Below are 21,814 nucleotides of genomic sequence, written 5' to 3' on the forward strand. Positions count from 1 at the left end.
ACCGGAAAAAACATGATTTTGCTCGGGCTCCTGCTTCAGACCACCGCGACCTTAACCCTCGACTTTTCAAAACCGGGGGTGCGGGTCAGCCCCACACTTTACGGGCTGATGACGGAGGAGATCAACTACTCGTACGACGGAGGACTGTACGGCGAATTGGTACGGAACCGCGCTTTCCTCGACGACGCGCAGCGGCCCGCGCACTGGACCGCGGTGGGAGACAAATCCTCCGTCTCGTTGGAGCGCACTGGTCCGACCGCCGCTCGACCCGTCGCGCTACGAGTCGGCGGGGGAGTTGCGAACGATGGCTACTGGGGGATCCCGGTAAAGCCGCGCTCGACCTACCGGCTCTCCGTCTGGGCGAAGACAGACGGAAGAGGACCGATTTCTGCGAGCATCGAATCGGAAAACGGCGCGACCGTCTACGCAAAGGCTGATCTAGAGGGCGCCGATGGGACGTGGCGCAACTTGACTGCCACCCTCAAGACATCTCGAGACGTACCGACGACGGCAGCCGCCCGGCTTGTCTTGCGAACCGGAACGGCCCGTACGCTGTGGCTGTCTCAGGTGTCGCTTTTCCCACCGACCTTTAACGGCCGGCGCAACGGCAATCGGATCGATCTCGTGGAGAAGCTCCTCGACATGAGGCCGAAGTTTCTCCGGTTCCCGGGTGGCAATTACCTCGAAGGGAACACCCTGCAAGACAAATTCCCCTGGCGAGACACGCTCGGCCCGATCGAGGGCCGTCCTGGCCACAAGTCGCCTTGGGGCTACCGGTCGACGGATGGAATGGGGCTGCTGGAGTTCCTGCTTTGGTGCGAGGAGATCAAATCGAAGCCGGTCCTCGCGGTGTACGCCGGCTACGCGCTCAACGGCGACGTGATCAAGCCCGGCACGCTCCTGCGGCCATTCGTCCAGGATGCGCTGGACGAGATTGAATATGTGATCGGCGGACCCGAGACCAAGTGGGGCGCTCAACGGATCAAGGACGGCCACCCCAAGCCATTTCCGCTTGAATGCGTGGAAGTAGGCAATGAAGATGGCTTCGATAAAACCGGCAGCTACGAAGGCCGCTTCGTGCAGTTTTACGACGCGATCAAGGCGAAATATCCCAAGCTTCGGGTGATCTCGACGACCGGCGGAAAGGATTGGCTGGGCCAGAAGTTCCCCCTGACTCAGCGTAAGCCTGACCTGGTCGACGAGCACTATTACTCGGAGGCGTGGGACATGATGGCGCTCGCCACCAAGTACGACGACTACGACCGGTCTGGCCCCAAGGTGTTCGTGGGGGAATGGGCTGCGTTCGATACGGTGGCTCCATGGGTTGGCGGCGCCCGCACCGGACCGACCTCAAACCTGCGATGCGCCATCGCGGATGCCGCCTTCCTCACCGGCGTCGAGCGCAACTCGGACATCGTGGCGATGTCCTGTTATGCCCCGCTGTTCGTCAACGTGAACCCCGGCGGCCGGCAGTGGGCAATCAACCTGATCGGTTACGACGCCCTGAATTCGTTCGGCGCGCCTTCGTACTACGCTCAGACGATGTTCGGCCAAAACATCGGCGACCGCACGGTGGCAACCACTCTGACTGGCGTGCCCGAGCAACGGAGTGGCGATCGCAAACTGCCGGGCCTCTTCGCCAGCGCGACGCGGGACACCCGGAATGGGACCCTGTTCGTAAAGGTAGTCAACGCCCTCCCCACTTCCCAGGAGTTGGCGTTCGACCTCAAAGGTGCGCAAATCGCCTCGGACGGCACGCTAACCGTTTTGACCGGCGATCCGAAAGACGTAAACACCCTGGCCGAGCCCGCCAAGATCGCTCCGCAAACGACGAAGCTAAATGGTCTTAGCTCCTCGTTCCGGCGCACGTTCCCGGCCAATTCGGTCAGCGTCCTTAGGCTGCGAACCAAATAACCTAATGCCTCCGCGCCGGTAGCCCTCGCGATCTCGAGGAAGGGGGGAGCCAAACCGGCGGCGACCTAAAAACCGGGTCCGAACATGTTGTTACGGAATGGCGTCAGCACTTCGGAGGAATTGCGTCAACATGGAATGCTCTGAACTCGCTTCGGCTCTTCGGTCCCTCAGAGAGGGGGATCTTTCGGTAAGGCTCGACGACAACGATCCGGCAGGACAGGAATACAACCGCCTGGTTTCGCAGCTTGCCGAGATGAACGGCGAGATCAGAAGGATCTGCAACGAGATCGGCGTCCAAGGGTATTTCGGGGGCCAAGCCGAGCTCCCCGATCTCCGCGGCGATTGGGAAGCCTTGGTAAAGGATGTGAACCTCGCCGGTTACAACTTGACCCTTCAAATGCGAGTTATCGCGAAGGTGGCGGCGGCAAAAGCCGCCGGCGACATGTCGATGCGAATAACTCTTCCCGCTACCGGAGAAACCCAAGCCGCCTTCGACGCGATAAACGCGATCGGCTCGCAACCCGTACCCGTTGCGTAGAACGGTTTTCCGACCAGTTTTGGGCCTAGGACTGAAGTGGGGCGTTGTACCCGCTTTTTCGCTTGTCACGGGTTTGTTACGCATCTGTCACGCTCGTGGCTTTGAATCGAATTGCGCTCGACTATGACGTCGACTCAAGCGCGAGGATGATTTCAATGCAAAGGAAAAACTGGAAAACGATTTCGGCCACCTGTGGCCTAACGTTGATGGCGATCGCGGCGCCGCAAATGAGCCACGCGACTTGGCCTGTCTATAAGAGGTACGAGGTCCCGGGGTTTGCGAACCTCCCTAACGCGGCGCTCGCGGTGAACTCTTACAACTACGTGGCCGGCTCGGCGAATTACGGTTCGAACGTCGAAGACTACACGGCGATGTTCGGCGGCGCCAACACCTCCAGCACGTTCTACAACATGCCGAATCATTGGAATTCGATGCAGATGAACGGGCTGAACAACAAGGGACAAGCCGTCGGAACGGCCTGGATTTCGGGGCACCCCACCGCTCTCTATACTCAGCCTGGGCAGCCGACGCAGAATATGCAGGCGGGACTGACCTACACGTACCAGAGCATCGGATCGGGAGTCAACCATTTCGGCATCGCCGTCGGCTCTTACAACCGCATGGCGAGTTCCGGAGTTCAGATCCACATGTTCCGGTGGGATCCGGTCCAGCAGGCTCGAACCGGCGATTGGCTTAACCTCATCCCCGGCGGTATCAACGAGGACGGCTTGATGGCGGCCGTGAACATTAAGCCGACCAACTACTACCAACTGTGCGAGCTCGCGCTGGTACCGGCTACCGGCAACCCGACGATGAAGACGGCCCCCGGCTACTTCACTTGGATGCAGCCGAACAGCATTAGCACCTACGGCGGCATCACCGTCGTCGGCGATATGACCTCCTATCTGCTGAACGCCTCGAACAGCTACAAAAACGGCTTTGCCTACAACCGGTCGCAGGATAAGTGGCTCATCTTGGACGGAGTGGGCAACCCGTACTTCGAGACCCACGGTCTCGGCGTCGACGTTTGGGGAACGAAGGCAGTGGGATACACCGTGGACCAAAACGGAGAAAAGACCGCCACCGTTTGGGAATACCAAAACGGCGCTTGGAATCCTACCCCGGTGAGCGCGTTGCTTCCGGCCGACCTGAACTGGAAGTACACCGAGGCGACCGCCATCAGCCCCGTGGGCGCGATCTCCGGAATCGGCCTGCGCCGGCAGGGCAAGCGATGGGTTCCGACCTCGTTCGTTCTCACCCCGAACGCCCTCATAAGGTTGGGCACGGTGGAGGGGGGCATCTATGGCGGCCTCACCGCCTCGTCGACCGTTCATCTCGATGGGCGCGACCCGTTCTCGCTGAACATCGAAATGGGCGCCGACTCTTCTTTGATCGGCCTGCTCAACGTGGTCCGGATCGAGGGTGGAGCAACCAGCGCTACCTTCTCCATGCGAACTCAAGGGGTGGATGCGCGAACCCCCGTCTCGGTCAGAGCCAGCCTGGGCGGCTTCGACACGGTTCAGCAGTATCTGCTTCTTCCCGCCGTGCTTGAAGCGTTGACCGTTCGGCACACCGACGGAGGCGGCGAGGGGACGGTAACTCTCCGCGGCAACGCCGGTCCCTCGGGCGACTGGATCCGCCTCACCTCTTCCGACCCGAACGTCACGGTTCCCGCCAAGGTTCGGATCGAAAAAGGAGGAAACTCCGCTCCATTCCGAATCACGATCGGCAAAGACGCCAAGAAAGGCACGGTGGTCACCTTCACCGCCTACCTCGCCGACGGCAGCGTCCGCCAGACCTTCACGGTCGGCTAGGATCGCAGGCTCCGCCCTGCCGGTTTCCGGCGGGGCGGAGAGGTGGCATCTGGCCCGAACTACTCGGCGCTAACGGCGCCGATGTCTTTCATCCATGGTGATGCAGACGGCGTGCGCCTCGAGCACCTCGCGGAGATGTCTCGCCTCAAAGGTGGCGAGACCCACGGGGACATGGGACCGCGCTCCACATCGCGCTTGGCCATCTTGCCCGACACCACCCCCTAAACCCTGATGCAGAGCATGCCAATCATCGTCCCAATGGTGAACGACTTTCTCGACGCTAAGCCGTAGCCTTGCTACGGCTGCGCGGTTTAGCGAACGCGAAAGCATGCCTAAGGTTGGCGGAAAGGGCCGATTTAGGTTCAACTTTGTTGGTGGGCCGTACAGGACTTCAATCCATAATCTATGCCCCTCCAGCGTGAACGAGTCAGGTCGACCGCTTACCACTCCGCATCAGATTCAAAAAACCATCATAGGAGGGTTTGGAAGGGCGCTATTGTGGTGCCTCGTGTCGTGGCGTTTGCTCAAAGTTGAGCAAACGAATCCAAGGCGGAGGACTGTCAGGACTCTTTAGTGGATGTGTTGATTTCGATTGGAGTGGCGATCTGGTTCGCAACGGGGGTGTAGATGTCTACCCTCTCCGAGGGACTGTGAATTGAAACGACCAGGGCGTATCGGGCAGTCTTGGACCATCGGCCGACATGGGGGCGCAACTTCCACCATCCCGTAACGGGAAGGATTGCGACCAAATTTGAGGCGGCGAGTTCCGCAGCCGTCCCCTTCCAAAGGTCAGAGTGAACAGAGCCCTTATCTCTCTGCTGTCCCAGATGCCAATGCTCGTTTGGAGCCGAAGTATCGCCACCCTCAAAGTCTTTATCCCGAACTTCCTTGTTGATCCGCTCATGGAATTCGTTCTCACTTTCATTCGGCGAGTTCAGAGTGAAGCGTAATCCATGCGAGGCGTAGCTATATCTTTCGCGCCAACCACGCTCGCCTGGGTTGGGTTCAACGAAATACGAAAGAGTTATTCGCATTTCAACCGGTGTCTCGCCAAGTTCGGAGAGTGCTTCTTTCGGCCACGGAAGACGGTAGAAGTGGAGATCACCTGTTGCAATCGTTCCCTTCTCGTTCCGGGCAAATGGGCGCAACTCGTCTTGAGCAACGATGGTGAGGCGATTGGTCAAACAGCTTGTCGCCCGCTCAAAATTTGGCACACCGTATCCGCAGACCCGAAGTAGCTGACGATAGCTCCCCTTAGCCTCGCTACTCAAGAACTGAGTCCGCATAGCTGGAGTCCATTCGGCTGAGTGAACGATCAGCGCTCTAAGGGTTTCAGGCCAGAGGTCGGGATACCGGGCCCATATGGAAGCAGCAAAGTTTGCTCCCTCGGCTGTCGCTGCACTGGTGCCATCGAAGGACATGAAGTGGCGGACAAGGATGTTCCGAGCGGTAGACAAAGGCTTCAGGTCATCGACATCGTCAGCTCTGCCAGTTGGCGACAGCGCGGCATTACCACCTTCGAACACCACATCTGGCTTTACAGGCCACTTCGACTGCCAAGTGAGAGAAGTCGTGCTGAAAGGAGAAAGACCACCGGCAGAAGCGATTGGAGAGTGACCGTCCCAATCAGGTGAGTGGATATGAACCTTCGTTGTGTAGGCTCCTATGGTCAGGGCGTTCCATGATTGACCAGGATCGTGAACGCTTTTGGTCAGATTACTGGCGGGGTAGTTGGCCCATTCCGCCCTCTCGCCTATGTTCCCACCACTAACGAGCACTAAGCGGCGATGGTCGTCCAAAGCGCCGGATGTCAACTGATCAAGCTCTGCGGACCATGAAGTAGGCCTTCCTTCGTCCCGCGTTTCCTCGTCCGTGACCGCCATGCAAATAACGCGCTTTCGGTTTGGTGCGGCCATTTCTGCAAGGGCAATACCTTGCGCCGTCACGTGCCCGTACAATTCAGGAGGATTCTTGCCGCCCGGTGGGAGAATTTTTGCCGATTCCAAGCGGTGACCAACGTGCAGTCTTTCCGAATTCACCAGCGCTAAGTGGAGGTCGCCGTACCCGGCAATTCCCGCCATTCCCGTTCCATGCCCATCGTGGTCAGCGACACCCCAGGCCGGATCGAACGCGTGCAGGTCGGTTAGAGACGTGATTGGAGTGAGGAGTGGATGACCTGCGTTCACGCCACTGTCCAGAATACAAACCGCAACGTTGGCCGAGTCCTCGAACTCCGTACGGTCGAGAAGCTCTTTGACCCATTCGGTTTGCTCTGCATTGTCAAGTTCCGTGAAAAAGGTCGATGCTTCCCGTGCAGAACGGAACTCAGCGAGGTGGTCAGAATGGTCAATCAGTCTTACCAGGTCATCGTGGTTGGCGTGAATGAGCAGTACAATTCGTTCAGGAAACTTGATGAGCGCTGAGCGTGGATGTTCGCTGATCCCAAGTTTCGCCATTGTCGCTCGGAAGGCTCTGACCGTCTCTTGGTCTTCGGTCGAAAGCCAGACCTCAATGAACATGGGGTGAATCCCAGGCATCAGGTCGGGATCGTCGGTCCACAGGTCATTTAGAAAGGCGACGCGAATGTCATTGAGGTTGGTGACGAGACTCTCGTTCTTCGGTCGTCCGCTTCGCTTGTCGTCTTCAGATTCGTACGCCTTGATCTTGTTGAGGAAATAGGACCTTTTGCCTTTCGGCACGTAAGCCGTCGCGATCACCTGATCGCCGTCTCCGTCTTGGAAGGAACGAACGTTTAGAAGTCGAATACCCGAACCCCGACTTTCAAGGCTTTGCACAGGAAGACTGGCTGTTCCAACAAACTCGACGTACACTCCATCTCGGCTCGAATGGGCGACAGCAAGCCTTTCCCCTGCCATATCCCATGCGGAAGAGAACCTCGAACTCAGGAGTTGGGCGTGTTCAGCCCGCTCGCGCTTTACAATGTTCCGAGCAATAACAACCTTCCGGGGATTCGTGTATGAGACTTCGTCTGGATGCCCAGGAAGAATGATTAGAGGGAATTTGTTGATTCGGATCGCCTTTGACCTCCGTGTCCGTGGTGCCGCTCACTCATGGCCCGGTTCAAATCGATCGCAGAAACGTTCTTAAGATCACCAAGAACAGCTTCCTTGAGTGCGTCTCGACACGCCTCGACGACCTCGGCGCTACTGAGCCCCTTGCTCCCGTCAATCGCTGTTTTCCAGCCGAAACGAGACCCCCTGAAGGTGCCAAGCGTGTTCGCAATAAGGCGCTTACGTTCGTCGTCGCTCGGAAGCGCATAGGAAAGAATATCGTCAAACCGCCGGAATAGAGCGTGGTCAAGCAACTCAGGCGTGTTTGTCGAGGCGATGATGATGCTGTCCGAGGAGTCTCCCTCGATGAACTGAAGGAGGGCGGTTAGGACCCGGCGCATCTCCCCAACGTCGTTGTCTCGCGTCCTGCCGGCGGCGAGAGCGTCGAATTCATCAAACAGGTATACACCCTCCCTCTCGCGGATCATCTCAAACATCAGGCGGAGCCGAGCGCCTGTCTCTCCCATGAACTTCGTCACCAGTCGATCCGCTTGGACAGTGAACAATGGTAGCCGTAATTCGTGGGCCAGAACGCGAGCGGTCAGTGTCTTCCCTGTCCCAGGAGGGCCGGTAAGCAGAATCTTCCGTCGATGGGACAATCCATGGAGGCGAAGTTTGTCGCGCTGTCGATATTCGCTAATGACCCGGTGAATCCTATCCAACAAACTCGTAGGCAGCACGAGAGCGGACAAGGGTACACCAGGCAAATCAGCTTCGATCAGGGTGTCCAATTCGGTGGGTAGACCTTGGACCGTGCGACGTTTTTTCTCGGAGCGAGCACGATCAACCAGGTCGCGAATCTCGTGTGCGAGAGGTCCGTGCCCCTGCTTCGCCTCGTGCGCCGCGACCTGCAAGGCAAGCGTGAAGAAACGTTCCGAGTCGTCGCTTAGGTGCGACCTGATCAACGCCTTAATCTGCTCAGCGGTCGCCATTGTCTTCCCTCAGCTTACATGAGGAGACGTTGATTCGGCTCGCTTCGGAGCGGCTATCGCCGACACGAAACGCGGGAAGGTCCTCGATCTAAAAAACGCGCGGCTGACGACTCTTCATGATGGGACCAACTCGTTTGCATGTAGCCAACCACCTGGCAGCTCTGACGACCCCTTCAGCGATGCCGAAGTGTCAACCAACAAATTTGAACCCAAGAAGCGGCCGAGATTGTATTTGGTCGCTCAAATATCCGAGAGGCTAATTGAGGGTCGCAACGCGCTAGAGCCTCAGGCAGGCGGTTCCACATTCAGATTCCTGGATGCAATACGGAAATCGAACATGTGTCCCCCGTCCGTGTGAATGATAAGATGCGCCGTTCTCCACTCCATTTTGAGTTCAGGACCGACCCGTAATGTCCCCATCCGTTTCGCCAATTGAGCGCCCTTCGAGTGACCGTGGCCACATTGGGGCAGGAATCGAAAGCCGAGAAGATCTCGGGACCGCGACCCACGGTCGAGTCGAACAACCGAGCTGGCACAGTGTCCGAGGCTGAATGTTTCCACTCATGGTAATATAACCAACAATGGAAATGACGGGCGACAGCCGCTCCAAGATATCGCTGGTGACCCACCCGGTTCGGGCGAGGGTTCTGCTGACCTTGATGAGGCGCGAACTTACCACGCAGGAGATGGCGGATCTTTTGCCCGATGTTTCGAAGACGTCCCTCTACCGGCATATCCGCGAGCTCGCGGAGGCGGGGGTTATCAAGGTGGTCGGCGAGACGGCGATACGAGGAACCGTCGAGAAGCGGTTTGCGGTTCAGTCCAACGCCGTGACGTTTTCAAACGAGGACCTGCTCGACGCCGGGCACGAGGAGTACTTGCGGCTCATAAGCGGGCTGCTGGAAAGCGTCTTGGCCGTCGTTCAAGGCTATCTTGCGCGTAAGGAGCCCACGCTGGCGGAGGATACGCTGTTTCGGGTCAATGCGGCGAACCTCACCGACGAGGAGTTTTGGGCCCTTCGAAAGCAACTGACCGATCTGCTTTCCTCGGCTCGCGATAACCCAGCCGCACCGGGCAGGCGCAGGCGCGTGATCAGCCTGCTCGCGGTCCCCGATGAAGGCCCTGTCTCCAAAGAGGAGGCAGAAAAGTGAAGCTCATCGCGGCTCTTCTATTCTTGACCGCACACGGCCAAACGCAAAGCGGGACGGCTTTCGGGACTTGGGGCATCGAAATCGAGCGCATCAGCAAGACCGTCCGCCCCGGAGACGACTTCTTCACGTACGTCAATGAGGGTTGGCTCAAATCGACCCGAATCCCCGATGGCTATTGGGACTACGGGCAGACGTCGATTCTCGAAGCCGACGTCAAGCGAGAAGTGCGGGAGATCGTCCAGGAGGCCGTAAAGAGCTCGGCTGCCGCCGGAGATCCTCGCCGCCTGATCCGAGACCTCTACAAGAGCTACGTGGACACCGCTCGTGTCGAACAGCTTGGCTTGGCTCCCATCCGCGCCGACCTGGGCCGAATCCTAAAGATCGAGACTCGTGAGGAAGCCGCAAGGTGGATGGCCGACCCGAGGTCTAGCTGTCTCTTCAACACCTACGTCTTTCTCGACGATGGAAACACCAATCGCCGGCTCGTGCACTTCGATCAACAGGACCTGGGTCAACAACCCTTCCTAGGTTTGCCTCAACCCGAATACTACAGTCGAACGGACGGCGCCTACCCGGATCACCGCAAGGCCTACTACGCCTACCTGGTTAAGATCTTCGAATTCGCCCAGATCGACCGGCCGCAGCAACGCGCCGAAGAGGTCCTCTCGTTTGAGACGAAGATTGCCGCTCCGCACTGGAATATCGAGCAGCTCCGCGACCGAAAAGCCAACTACCACCTCCTGTCCGTACAGGGCCTGAAAGCCTTCGCCCCCGGCTTCCCCTGGCAGACCTTCCTTTCCGCGAAGAAGCTTGGAGCCGTACGCGAGGTCATCCTCGGAACCGACACCGCCGTACAAGCCGCCGCAAAGATCTTCGGGGACGCCCCGCTCGACACGCTGACAAGCTACCTGGCCTTCCACTGGATTCAGAACCAGATCAACTTTCTCCCCTCATCGTTTCGATCCGCGAGTTTCGAGTTCTACAACAAGCGGTTTTGGGGTCAGAAAACGCCGCCGCGTCGAGACGACGAGGCGTTCGACTTCGTGAATCGCCAAGTCAGGGAAGCCGTCGGCAAACTTTACGTCCAGCGATACTTTCCCGCCTCCAGTCGAGCCCGCGCGGAGGAGCTGTTCGGCTACCTGCGCCGCGCGCTTAGACAGAGGATAGCGACCGTGGACTGGATGGATGCGAGCACTCGCTCCGAAGCGGAAGCCAAAGTGGCAAGCTATCGATTCAAGGTGGGGTATCCGAACAAGTGGCGCGACTACAGCGGAGTGGCCATTCGCCAAGACGATCTGATCGGAAACGCAAGACGGCTGAAGGCGTTCGACTGGGCCCAAGAGCGCGCTTTACTGAAGGCCGGCCATGAAGCCCTCGGCTGGAACGACTCGCCCCAGACCGTCAATGCCAGCTACAGCCCCCAGATGAACGCCATTGAGCTCCCTGCCGCCTTCCTGCAGCCGCCGTTCTTCGACGCGAACGCCGACCCGGCCGTCAACTTCGGCTCGATCGGAGCGATCATCGGCCACGAAATGGGCCACGGCTTCGACGATCAGGGATCGCACTTCGATTCCAAAGGCATCCTCCGCGACTGGTGGACCGCCAAGTCCGCGCAAGGCTTCAGAGATCGCACGAACACGCTCGTCGGGCAGTACGACGCCTACACCCCGTACCCGGGCCTGCACCTCAACGGCAAGCTGTCCCTCGGTGAAAACATCGGCGACCTGAGCGGCGTATCGATCGCCTACCGCGCCTACCGCCTCTACCTAGACGACCACCCGGATCAGAAGGACAAGGTGCGTGACGGCTTCACCGACGACCAAAGATTCTTCCTATCCTGGGCGCAAACGTGGCGCTACCTCGCGCCCGAAAGCGCCATCCGCTACATCGTCCAAAACGGCTACCACAGCCCGGCGCCCTACCGTGTGAACGGGGTCGTCCGCAACATCGACGCTTGGTATAAGGCGTTCAACGTGACACCTGACCAGAAGCTCTATCTTGCTCCCACCGAGCGGGTTCATCTTTGGTAAACCGGCTTACCGTTGATTAAGAGACCCATTGAGTGGCCGGCACTCATAATCTTCTGCACGAGCGGGCCATTGGGATTGTTTCTTAGCCGTGCAAATTGGTGGGCGGTACAGGATTTGAACCTGTGACCCCTTCCACCTTCGCTCTTCGAGCTTCGGCGGACGAGTTGGGGTGGCTGAGAGAGTGGGCGATATAGGACTTGAACCTACGACCCCCAGAATGTGAAACTGGTGCTCTACCACTGAGCTAACCGCCCGCTCTCTCTCTTTTCTGGCTCTCGGAGTGAACGACGTGCTAAAGCTGAGCCGCTCTGCCGAACCGGGGTTGATGATACCCAAAGGGGAGTTCCGAGAGAAAAAAGCGCCCTGACCGGCTGGGCGGGCAGGGCGAATATAGGGATTCTCCGTCCGCCTTGATGGCGAATCTTGCTTGATCGTGAATCGTGTTGGGGACGATTCGGATGAACTACGAGTTGGCTCTCCTTTCCGAGGCCTGGCGCTACCATCGCAGCGCCTAATAGGTTGATCATCCACATCGGGTGTGCACGGCCCCGTGCACAGCGCCGCCACTCTGCCAAAAGGCCTACCGAATTTCTGCACGACAGTTACCGTGCCGCGATGAGAAGAACCCAGTCTTGGATCCGTCCACCGCGGTCGGGCGTGTGAAACATCCCTTCCGCATCGGGTTCGGCGAACCTACGGTGTCCGGTCGTGGGATCGAACCACTCGGCGCTGCCCGACGGTAAGCCGGCAACCTCGAGCGTCCCCGGTTCGGCGAAATATACGGCCGCGGCATCCCCCTCCGCGGTCGCCAAGCCGAACTTGAACGGGCTACCCACCTGGAACGGCGCGAGGCGAAGGAAAGGAAGCGATAGCATCAGCTCCTTCAGATGTCGCATCTGGCCCGCGCCCGGCAGCCCGAGGGAATATCGCCAGTGCGAAATCGGATTGTTGACCGGGTCATGGCGATCTCCGGCGAACTGCCAGATCGCGTGACAACCGTAAGTGACGCCGCATCCTCCGCAGAACACACCGGCGTAAGCCGCCTGCCGCGCATCCCCGTCGTCGTAGTAGCCGCGGCGCATGTCGAAACCGATCGGATGGTTCTCGTACCTCGGCTCGCCGTCGAGCACTGGCTTCGTCGGGGTCCGACGATATGTCTTCCGGGTCATCTCGGCGACGAAGTCGAGGTCGCGCGCACCATGGCCGGTTTGGAGCATGTTCATATCGAGCCACTTCTCGTCGTGAAAATGGTCGGCCGAGCTCTGCTCACCGCAGGGATGGAACGTCATCAAATGGCCGGCGGAGTCATCCCCTTCGCGCAATCCCGCCGCCAGCGCTCGCCAGGTGGATTTGAATTCCCCGGGATCGCGGTCCCCGCCATTCACCCAGATAACGTTATCTCGCCCACCATATCGCTGGGCGACCAGCCGACCGAATTCACGAGCGTTCGCCTTATCGAAGATGAGCGGTCCCGCGCCCCAAACCGTTCTATTGATCTTGTCCCCCCACGTCGGGAGCAATGCGACGTATAGCCCCAACTCGGCGGCCAGGTCCACGACCTCATCTATATGCCGCCAATACGGCTCGTTTAATCGTGTTGGGTCCTGATCCACGAGCGGCAGATCGCCGTAATAGTTCGGAGTGCGGATACCATCCAATTCGGCCAACGCGACGGCCTGAATGACGTTGAAACCTTGCCCCGCGCGAGTCCGGAGGTAGTGCTCCGCCTCCTCCATACTCAGCCGGTGGAACAGCTCCCACGCCGTGTCGCCGAGCCAGAAAAATGGGGAACCATCCGGCAGAGCTAGATGCCTTTGGTCGTCGGAGATTCGCGGACGGAGAAGCACTCCGGCAGTTTGCCCCAACTCGACAACTACTCGAAAAGAACTCGTAACGTGGGACGCCACTCCGGGTGCGAAATAAGGTCGGTGCTATCGCTAAACAGGTCGATTCCCCCGATCTTCCGCCGGGCGGCGATCCGCTTGACCTCGGGATCGACGATCAGCGCTTCCAAAGCTCCGGCGAAACCGGCATGCAGGTGGATCACGTTAAAGGGGCGCCCGAAAAACGGGGCCGCCGTCTCCGTCCGCTGCTCCGTCAGGCCAAGTCCATTCTGCATCCGCGCCACGTATTCGTAGGCGAGGACGAGCCGGGCGTCGCGCTCTTGCCAGCCCGATGCCGAGAGAATGGCGGTGAGAAGCGGCCCCAACTCGCTTGAACTGCGCAACCGAGCAAAAGCGGTCCCGAACCACTTCGGATAAGGTGCATAGACCCTTTCGATTAGGAACGCGATCATCGTCAAATCGCGAACGAGCCGAGCGGCAATGATCGACGCGCCGATCTCGTCCCCCACGAATCCCGCTCGGCCGACAAGGTGCTCCTCTTGGCCCACCCGTTCCCATGCCGACGCGAGCTGATACAGCCAGACGTCGCGAGGATAGTACGCGAACCGTTGGCACTGTTCCTTTAGGCCGATCTCGTCGTAAAAGACCGAACCTGAGGTGACGGTTCGAAGCTTCTTCTGAGGAACGGTAAGCCAGTCGGCGGGCTCGATCTCGCGGTCGATGTCGAACGCGAGATACGCTTCGAAGAAGCGCCTCATCGAAGTTGGCTCGACCCCATGGCGCCCCGCTTCCTCTCCCATGTGAGTGGTGCCGTCTTCGTGCTCGCCGTAACGGGTAGGAAGGCCTCGGTATCGCGCCGGAAGTCGCTCGCCAAGGGCCTGAACGATCGCCGGCCCATACGTCACAAGGTCGTCGTCCGACAAGAATAGATCGAGCCGGGGTCCCCAGTCGTGGTCCATGGACATTTCGGTGTCGAACCCGAGAACATCGGAACCACCGCCGATTCGGGCGGCGGCGTACGGCAGCTCGGGAAAAGCGTCCGCGAGGATCGGCCGAACGGCTTCACGGAAGAACCCTTCGTTCAGAACCGAACCGGGGATGAACGACTCCATGCGCCAGATTATGAGGAGCCGCCGCGAGTTAGGGCACGTACCCCGAAACTCACCTCACTTCGACCACTCGGTTCATCGCTGGATAGTTGTCGTGAGAGATGAGCTCGCGACGTGGCCCAGTGATGCGATAGACAGAGACCTCAAACCCGGATTTGCCGGTGTTCCGAACCCGACGACGCCCCGAAGGCGCGCCTAAAACGAAGGTCTCGGGGCTCTGGACGTCGTGTACATCGGAGACGACCTCCGGGCGAATCGCCGGAGCTTGTGGCGCGACAAATCGGATCTCGAGGCGGCTTCCCGCGATCGTCCCCTCGATTCGCACCGGATACGAATAAGGGTTGGTGAACCGCAGGTCGATATTCGAAAACGCCACCGCGGCGTCGCGCCCCGGCGGCACGTACGAGGGTTGGAACCGGTGCCGGTTCCGCTCCACAATCCGCATTCCCGCGAGGAGGGCCGCGTTATACAAAGTCGTGCTCGTCTGGCAAACCCCGCCGCCCCAGTCGTCGATAAGCTGGCCGTTGTAGCTCACCGGCGCCTTTCGATATCCCTGATCTCGGGAGAACGTTCCGACCCGCTGGTTGAACGAGAAGGTCGCCCCCGTCGGAATCTCCGCCCCCACAAGCCGGCTCAGGGAAAGTTGTGCGTTATGTCGTTGCGACGTGCTCCGCTCCGCGAGCGAGGTGGAGTACGCGCCGAGGGTCGCCTCACGCGGCACCGCACAGATGGCCAAACCTCCGCCGGCTACCGCGAGCATCGCGAAGACCGCGCTCCAGGCCCTCACTTTGCCACCTCCAACGTCGCCTCGGCGGTGGAAGCAGAGGTTGCCGGGTCGTACATATTCGCGGCCCTCGTCGGAAGCACCCGCACCCGGCCCGCCTGCTCCGCGCGCATCGTGTAGGAGATCTTGCTCACCCCCTTCGGCACCCAGGTCGCGAAGAACGCAATACGGTCGTCGCGGATTACGGTGCGAGACCACCAGTAACCCCACTCCTCGTACTGCCCGATCGCGTCCCGCTCTTGCACCCGGCACGAGCTCGGCGTCGGCTCCTCGATCATTACGAACTGCCGGGGAACGTCGCTGTTCACCACCAATTCCACTCTGACGAGCTCGCCCGACCTAAAGCTATCCACCGGCGTTGGGCTCGGCAGAAGCTTCATCGTTCCATTCTCGAGCCGGCGCGGTTCGAGCCGGTAGTAGCGCCGCTCGATCTTCAGTCCCGGATCGGTAGATTCGGCTTGGAGCACCGGAGGAGCGTCGAACTGCCTCAGCTCCGTCGAGTAATAGCACGCCCCATCCCCCACCTTTTGGATCTCGATGCGCGCTTCGCTCCCCAGCTGGGCGCGGGGAATCTCGATCGTGCGGCTCTTGTCGTCGAGCACCCGCGGATCGAGCGAAACGGTGCCTACGACCTTCCCGTTCACGCGTACGGTGGCGGTCGCATTTCCGTTCAGCTCCTTCGTGTGAGAGAGGTAAGCGGTGAGGCCGACCAGCGAGTACGAAGTGTCGCGAGTCGACTCCCACATGTCTCCCTTGCGCGTGGTCATCAGGTGTCGCACGATGCGAGGGACGATCGGGTCCTCCGGCCGAATCGTCTCAAACGCCACCAGCGTCAGCGCCGTCGGCTCCGCCCCCCAGGCATCGTCTTCCGGAGGCCAGTACGCTACCCCCTCGCTCCCCTGGGCGGACTTCACCAACAAGCCAAGCGCGGCGTCGGCCCGTGCCGCATCGCCCGCTTCGTGGAATGCCAACGCCGCGTTGGCAAGCGCGTCGGGCGAGAGCTTGGCGAGGTCGACCGACTTCAGGTAATTCGCCGCCTCCTGTTTGCCATGCCGGAGCAGGGCGTAGGCGAGGTAGATCTTGTCGCGAACCCGGTCGTCCTTCCCCTTCGCGGTCTTCAGCCGTTCCATTCCCCAGTTCAGGGTTTGGGTGAGGTCGAGATTCGTGTCGTACCCCGCACGCTTGGCGCGGTCCAAGCCATCCAGCACCAGCGCGGTCATGAACGGGTTCGACTCGTCGTATTCCCACCAACCCCATCCGCCGTCGCCGTGCTTCATGTACTCCAGTCTCGCTACCGAATCGCGGACGATACGGGGCAGGTCGCGAAGCTTTTCCGGCTCGGGCAACCCGAGATCCTTTATGGTTCGGGCGGCGAGCACGCTCGGCAGGAACCGGCTCATCGTTTGCTCGGTGCATCCATAGGGGAAGCCGATCAGACGGTCGAGGGTGCCGACCAAGTCTCCGGCCAGCGTGGGGCTGAGGGTGATCTTCAGCGACCCCGCTTTGGGATCGGCGGTCGGAAGGATCGGAAGCGTAAAGTCGGCATTCCCTTCGCCCGCCTTCGCGTTCAGTACCGGCCGGCCGTGCGCGGCGATCGGGAACGATTGCCGCACCCCATCGTTCGGCCCCTGGTCGATCCACGCCCGCGCGGTGACGGCCGCTACGCCGGCCGGACCGGCGGTGACATCGAATTCGACCGTCTGCGGTTTCCCGTTCGGTACGTGGACTCTCTGCTGCCCGGCGTTTGCCACGACAAGTCCTTCCGCGGTGATGTTCAGGTTGACGTCTTGATCCTGCCCGGTGTCGTTGGCGACGACCACCGTCATCCGCTGCCGGTCGCCGTCGACCAGGTACTGCGGAAGTTGCAGCCGCACCATCAGCTCCTTCCGAGCCCGGAAGGTGTGCGTCGTCATCCCCACGTCGGTAGCGTCGCTAACCCCGACGGCGGTCACTCGCCACTCGGTGAGGTTGTCCGGCAACGGTACCGGAACCGTCGCTTCGCCTCGGGCGCCGGTCCAAACCGTTGGCAGCCACCCTGCGGTGTCCTTGAACTTGGTTCGAAGCGGAACCTTGGAACTCCCCTTATCCCCGCCGTCGAGGTAGATCTCGGGGAACGAGTACGACGTGACCACCCCCTCCGACCGGTCAGGGTAAAGCGCTTCCCGGATGTTCGTGGCATCTTGCGCGATCGCATAAATCCCTTCGTCCACCACCCCTAGCGAAACCTCGGCCGCCTTGGGTCGGCCCTGGCTATCGAACGTCCGAACCGTGACGCGGGCGGTATCCCCGGGCTTATACACATCCCGATCGCTCTTCACCTCCACCCGCAGGTCGTGATCGTTTCGCGCCACCTTCAAGCGCTTGTCGGCCTCCAAGAATTTTTTGTTCTTGATGTAGGCGACCGAGACCCACACGTTAGGCGCGTAGTCTTTGACGATCGGAACCGTGACGAGCGTGCTCGACGACGTGACTGGAATCACCTTGCGCCAGAGCACTCCTTGGCCCTGGACGCAAACCAGCGCCGATCCGCCGGGGAGATCCGTCTGAATCAAAACTCGGGCGTTCGACCCCGCCGAGTACTCGCGGTGGTCGAGAGTTACGGCAAGGCTCCCCTTCAGCCGCTCCGCCATTGCCGGCGACCCTTCCACGTAAGCCGAAGCCTCCGCCACCACTTCGCGCCCCGCCGCGTCTCGCGACGTAGCCCGGAAGGTCAGCGAATCCGCTTTGTCGACCGGAATTCGAAGGTGGGCTGTACCGTCCGCCCCCGTGGTCGCCTGAAGCTTCTCTCGCGGAACGAACACGGATTCATCCTTTGTCCAGACCTCGCGCCCCACTTCCACCGTCACCATATGGTTCGGCGATGGCAGATCACGCTTGACCGCGTCCGTCGTTTTCAGGAGGAGATCGACAGTCTCGCCGGGCTGAATGATCGGGTTCTGAACCTCCAAAGTGAGGTCGTGGTCCCCTCGGACGACGCGCACCTCGCCCTGGCCGTCGAAGTACTTGCCCCCTTCCTCCGTTACCGACGCGCTGACGTTATAAACGTAGTCGTTGGTGAAGAAGCTCGGGTCTCCCTCGACCCGGGTCGGGAATTCGATATGGGCGCGCCCACTGGCGTCGGTCACCGCATCGATTTGCTCGGAATACTCTCCCGCTCCGCTACTCGTGATCCCGGCTTCCTCCCCCTCTCCTTCGTATTGCCATGCCGGCGACCGAAAGACGCTAACCTTCACCTTCGCTCCGACCACGGGGCCGCCGTAGTAATAGCGGCACTCGATCGCCGCCGCCGCGGTGTCTCCCATCACGTAATACGACCGGTCCGAAGTGACTTCGACCGAATACTCCGGCTTTCGGTAAGCCACGACGTTGGCGTAGATCCCACTGCTTTCGGCGCCGAACGCCTTGCACTTGACATCGTAGCCTCCCGGTTTGCTTTCCGGACTGGTGGTGAACGACCCGTGGAAGGTGCCGTGCTCGGAGATCGGCAGCGACATCGTTTGAATCGGATTGCCGTCCGGATCCTGGATCGTCACCGAGGTTGTCCCGGCTCCGGGAAGGAGATACCCGTCCTTCGAAATCCTGCGGACGATCCCTTTGAACTGGATCTCGTCGCCCGGCCGATAGGCGGGGCGCTCGCAATAGCCGACGATGCGGACGTTCTCTTGGTTTGCGCGCTCGTCGAAGAACCCGACGAGGGCGATCGACTTCCCTTGCCGAGCGACCAGAACCGCTCGATTCTCCTTTCCGGGAGGGAGCGCGACTTCCGTGGACCCTTGCGCGTCCGTCTTCCCAAGGCTCTCGAGCGAGCTCTTTCCTTGCCCGAGGATCTCTACCCCGCTCGCCGGCTGGCCCGAAGCCAAACCGGTCGTATAACAGACGGCGCGGCCCCGGAACGACTTGGTGACGAGCGCTAGATTCGAAACGTTGATCGCGGTGCTCGCCCGCTTATCCCCCGCCGTGCAGGTGATGAAGTAGAAACCTTCCGCGAGCTTGCCGACGGTGAGAGGTTCGATAAATGCGCCTTCGGCGTCGCGCTTGACGATGCGATGCGAGAGGTCTGCGACCCGCTCGCCAGCTTCGTAGAGATGGCGAACGTCCCCCGCGTTCGGGCCGGCAAGGGGAGATAGCGTTTCCTGCAGTCCGCCTTTGGCCGCGATTTTCGCGACATCCAGACGGTAAACCGCGATTTTGACTTCGTCGGACCGGACGAACCCCTGGAGCTCGATCTTCGGCGTTTCGTCCGGGGTGAACACCCGCTGACTCGCGTAAAGGCTCAGGTGCGGATCGTTGGGCGTTGCTTCGAGCGAGAGCGTTTGGACCTTTCCCTCCTCAACCATCACCACTTGGCGCTTCAGGTGGTGCTCATTCGCGGAGATATCGAGGTTGTAAGGGCCGGCCGGCAGCGGCGGAAACGCGAAGGTACCGTCGGCTTTCGTCTCCACCCCTTTTGCGCGTGGCCGCTCCTCTTCGGGAGCCCCAATCAGGCTCAACGTAACCACCGCGTCGGCCAGCGGCTTGCCGTTTTCCTTCATCGTTAGGTGGCCGGAGACCCGGCCCACCGGGACCTCTTCCGTTACTCCGTAACTCAGCAGGACTCCGCAGAATAACGCGCCGATCAAAAGTCCAACCGCTCGTTTCATGACGCCACCTCCACTTTCGCCGGGCGAGATACGAGCGCCAGCAGTGCGGCGATCACCACCAATCCTCCGCCCGTGTAAGCGAACAGGTGCACCTTCTCATCGCGACTCAGATCGGCCGAATCGCGAAGCCATCCCAGGAGGGCGACCGTCGTCGCCGAGAGTCCTGCCGCCACCGCCAGCGGCATCAGGCTCCGCTCCCGGCGCAACGCCTGGCACAGACCGGAGAGACCAAGCCCGGCTACGAAGCCGACCGCGCCCTTACCACCCAGCATCACCACTACTAACGCCGGAAATCCGAGGGCCAATACGCTCCAGAGGAACGCCCCCGCCGCGCCCCGCCAACCGCGGCGGCTCAACCAGTCGCTTGGCAAAAGCGGAACGACCGCGCCAAGCGCCACCCCGAGCATCGCGTAGTGCTGGCCGATGTCGAGAGCCCGAGACAGATCGGGATGTTGCTCGCGCAGGAGGCGATAAAGGACCAATCCGACGAGCGGGCCTACGGTCAAGAACGCCCGCCGGTGATTCGATCCCAGAAGAACGGCCGCCATCGTGACCAAGGCGAGTGCCATTCCCGCGCCTTTTGCAAGACCAAACGCGATCGTCGCTACCCCAATCGCGATGACGGTGGAAAGTCCGATCCGTACCGCGTCCGCCTCCTCTTCCGGCAAGACGAAGTAGACCACGACCCCGGCCAGCGCGCCGAGCCCCACCGCCACAAGCATCGCCGTCTCGCTAAGCGGCCGGGTGGCGAAAAATGCGCCCGCCACCGTAACCGCGCCGATGACCACCGGTTTCAGGGCGATCAGGCGGTCGGGCACATACATCGCCAGGAACGTCCCCACTACCGCGCCGAGTCCGACCATCGTTCCGACCACTGCCGCCGCCGGCGCATTCGCGTGAAGTGCCCCCAGCCCGTCCGCCGCCGCGCAAACCGCCGCCGCCAACGACGCGATGACCGCGCCCTCGATCCCTAACGCCAAAGTTCCCAACCCGACCCCGCAAATCAGCGCCAACTGAGCGGATGAGATCAAAGGCGTCTTGAGGAAATGGAGCGCGGCCGCGCCGGCGACGCCGACCGCGAGCGGAGCCACGATCCCGCCGAACAACTCTCCTCCGAGCGCGACCACCGCGCCAATTACTAAGCCTGCGACCACCCCTCCCGAGTCTTCGGAGGGTCCGTACCGCGAGGCAAGGATGCAGGAGAGCGCGGTAATGGCGACAAGGGCGCCGATACGGACGGCCTCAGGACGTGCCGGAGCAGGCCCGCGGCCACGAAAAGCGATGAAGGAGAGAAAAGCGAGCGCAAGCGCGATCAACGAAAACATAGGGCCTCGAGCATCCGCCCCCAGGACCACCACTCAGGAGAGCGGCATTGTTGCCCCCTTAGCGATCGCGAGGGCAGGATTTCTCGTCTCCATTGACGCACAGATCGCCTCCGTCGGTATGGAGATTTTTAGAGATTTTTCCAGTTGGGCCGTTCGACCCATCGCCACCTCCCCCACCTAAGCGGCGTCGAAGGACCAAGAAAGGTTAACACCTCGTATTTTTGATGGCCCCGTACCGGCAATTCGAGTCCAAAGCGTCGTATTCTGATGTGTAGCGGTGGTTAACTCGACTAGCAAAGAATCGCTCGAACTGGAGATCGCGAACGTGGTCAGCCGGTACCACCGGGAGCAGCAGGGCCGTGCTCCCGGAAGAATCCACGTGACCGTGTCGGGAAGTCTCGTCGTTGTTCTCACGAACGAGATCTATACGCCGAACGAAGAACAACTCAGCACAACCGAAGAAGGCCGCAAGCTGATCAAGAGCGCCCGGCGCGAGCTCCGCTCTCTCACCCGCGATTCCGTGCACGCCGCCATAGCCCGAGTCTGCGGCTGCCCCGTCCTCCGAAGCTACTGGGATCTCGACGTGCGAGTAGGCGAGCAACTCGAAGCCTACGTCCTGGGCGAGAACCTCGAAAGCTAAACGTAGCATCGGCTCCTAGCCG

Annotated in this window: 13 protein-coding genes and 1 tRNA gene; 6 read left to right on the forward strand and 8 right to left on the reverse strand. The window is 60.6% G+C overall.

Annotated features, from left to right (window positions below):
- Nucleotides 1–12 precede the first annotated feature (12 nt).
- From OP10G_RS05455 to OP10G_RS05465, 3 genes are all read left to right on the forward strand, one after another.
- Nucleotides 13–1,914 carry an alpha-L-arabinofuranosidase C-terminal domain-containing protein gene (locus OP10G_RS05455; RefSeq protein WP_025226897.1) on the forward strand — a complete coding sequence of 634 codons (1,902 nt, stop codon included), beginning with the start codon at nucleotides 13–15 and terminating at the stop codon, nucleotides 1,912–1,914.
- A 130-nt stretch (nucleotides 1,915–2,044) separates the two neighbouring features.
- The gene (locus OP10G_RS05460) at nucleotides 2,045–2,452 is read left to right on the forward strand and encodes a hypothetical protein (RefSeq protein ID WP_025226896.1); all 408 of its coding nucleotides are present in this window, start codon (nucleotides 2,045–2,047) and stop codon (nucleotides 2,450–2,452) included.
- Nucleotides 2,453–2,607: 155 nt separating this feature from the next.
- A complete protein-coding gene (locus OP10G_RS05465) occupies nucleotides 2,608–4,266 on the forward strand; it encodes a hypothetical protein (RefSeq protein ID WP_144241009.1) in 1,659 nt (552 codons plus the stop codon).
- A 560-nt stretch (nucleotides 4,267–4,826) separates the two neighbouring features.
- On the opposite strand, the gene OP10G_RS05470 is transcribed toward OP10G_RS05465, so the two are convergent.
- Together OP10G_RS05470 and OP10G_RS05475 are read right to left on the reverse strand one after the other, a co-directional pair.
- The gene (locus tag OP10G_RS05470; RefSeq protein WP_052547577.1) at nucleotides 4,827–7,097 is read right to left on the reverse strand and encodes a S8 family peptidase; all 2,271 of its coding nucleotides are present in this window, start codon (nucleotides 7,095–7,097) and stop codon (nucleotides 4,827–4,829) included.
- A 179-nt stretch (nucleotides 7,098–7,276) separates the two neighbouring features.
- Nucleotides 7,277–8,269, reverse strand: a complete 993-nt coding sequence (locus OP10G_RS05475) for an AAA family ATPase (protein WP_025226893.1) — start codon at nucleotides 8,267–8,269, stop codon at nucleotides 7,277–7,279.
- A gap of 587 nt (nucleotides 8,270–8,856) precedes the next feature.
- On the opposite strand from OP10G_RS05475, the gene OP10G_RS05480 reads away from it, so the two are divergent.
- Nucleotides 8,857–9,420 (forward strand): helix-turn-helix domain-containing protein, encoded by a 564-nt coding sequence (locus OP10G_RS05480; protein ID WP_158409145.1) that lies wholly within the window; start codon nucleotides 8,857–8,859, stop codon nucleotides 9,418–9,420.
- A complete protein-coding gene (locus tag OP10G_RS05485) occupies nucleotides 9,417–11,450 on the forward strand; it encodes a M13 family metallopeptidase (protein WP_025226891.1) in 2,034 nt (677 codons plus the stop codon). The genes OP10G_RS05480 and OP10G_RS05485 overlap by 4 nt, the downstream gene beginning before the upstream one ends.
- A 182-nt stretch (nucleotides 11,451–11,632) precedes the next feature.
- Here OP10G_RS05485 and OP10G_RS05490 read toward each other — a convergent pair.
- The 6 genes from OP10G_RS05490 to OP10G_RS27600 all read right to left on the reverse strand — a co-directional run bounded on the left by OP10G_RS05490 (nucleotide 11,633) and on the right by OP10G_RS27600 (nucleotide 21,152).
- Nucleotides 11,633–11,704: transfer RNA gene (locus OP10G_RS05490), tRNA-Val, on the reverse strand.
- 348 nt (nucleotides 11,705–12,052) lie between these two features.
- The gene (locus OP10G_RS05495; RefSeq protein ID WP_025226890.1) at nucleotides 12,053–13,297 is read right to left on the reverse strand and encodes a glycoside hydrolase family 140 protein; all 1,245 of its coding nucleotides are present in this window, start codon (nucleotides 13,295–13,297) and stop codon (nucleotides 12,053–12,055) included.
- Between the two features lie 26 nt (nucleotides 13,298–13,323).
- Nucleotides 13,324–14,406 carry a DUF4037 domain-containing protein gene (locus OP10G_RS05500; protein WP_025226889.1) on the reverse strand — a complete coding sequence of 361 codons (1,083 nt, stop codon included), beginning with the start codon at nucleotides 14,404–14,406 and terminating at the stop codon, nucleotides 13,324–13,326.
- A gap of 49 nt (nucleotides 14,407–14,455) precedes the next feature.
- Nucleotides 14,456–15,190, reverse strand: coding sequence for a VanW family protein (locus OP10G_RS05505; protein ID WP_025226888.1), 735 nt, complete (start codon nucleotides 15,188–15,190; stop codon nucleotides 14,456–14,458).
- Complete coding sequence (locus OP10G_RS05510) at nucleotides 15,187–19,827, reverse strand: alpha-2-macroglobulin family protein (protein ID WP_025226887.1); 4,641 nt, start codon at nucleotides 19,825–19,827, stop codon at nucleotides 15,187–15,189. The genes OP10G_RS05505 and OP10G_RS05510 overlap by 4 nt, the downstream gene beginning before the upstream one ends.
- Nucleotides 19,824–21,152, reverse strand: a complete 1,329-nt coding sequence (locus OP10G_RS27600; RefSeq protein ID WP_025226886.1) for a hypothetical protein — start codon at nucleotides 21,150–21,152, stop codon at nucleotides 19,824–19,826. The genes OP10G_RS05510 and OP10G_RS27600 overlap by 4 nt, the downstream gene beginning before the upstream one ends.
- 277 nt (nucleotides 21,153–21,429) lie before the next feature.
- On the opposite strand from OP10G_RS27600, the gene OP10G_RS05520 reads away from it, so the two are divergent.
- Nucleotides 21,430–21,792, forward strand: a complete 363-nt coding sequence (locus OP10G_RS05520; protein WP_025226885.1) for a Na-translocating system protein MpsC family protein — start codon at nucleotides 21,430–21,432, stop codon at nucleotides 21,790–21,792.
- Nucleotides 21,793–21,814: the final 22 nt, after the last annotated feature.

Origin of the sequence: Fimbriimonas ginsengisoli Gsoil 348, assembly GCF_000724625.1 — a bacterium.
Lineage (GTDB): Bacteria > Armatimonadota > Fimbriimonadia > Fimbriimonadales > Fimbriimonadaceae > Fimbriimonas > Fimbriimonas ginsengisoli.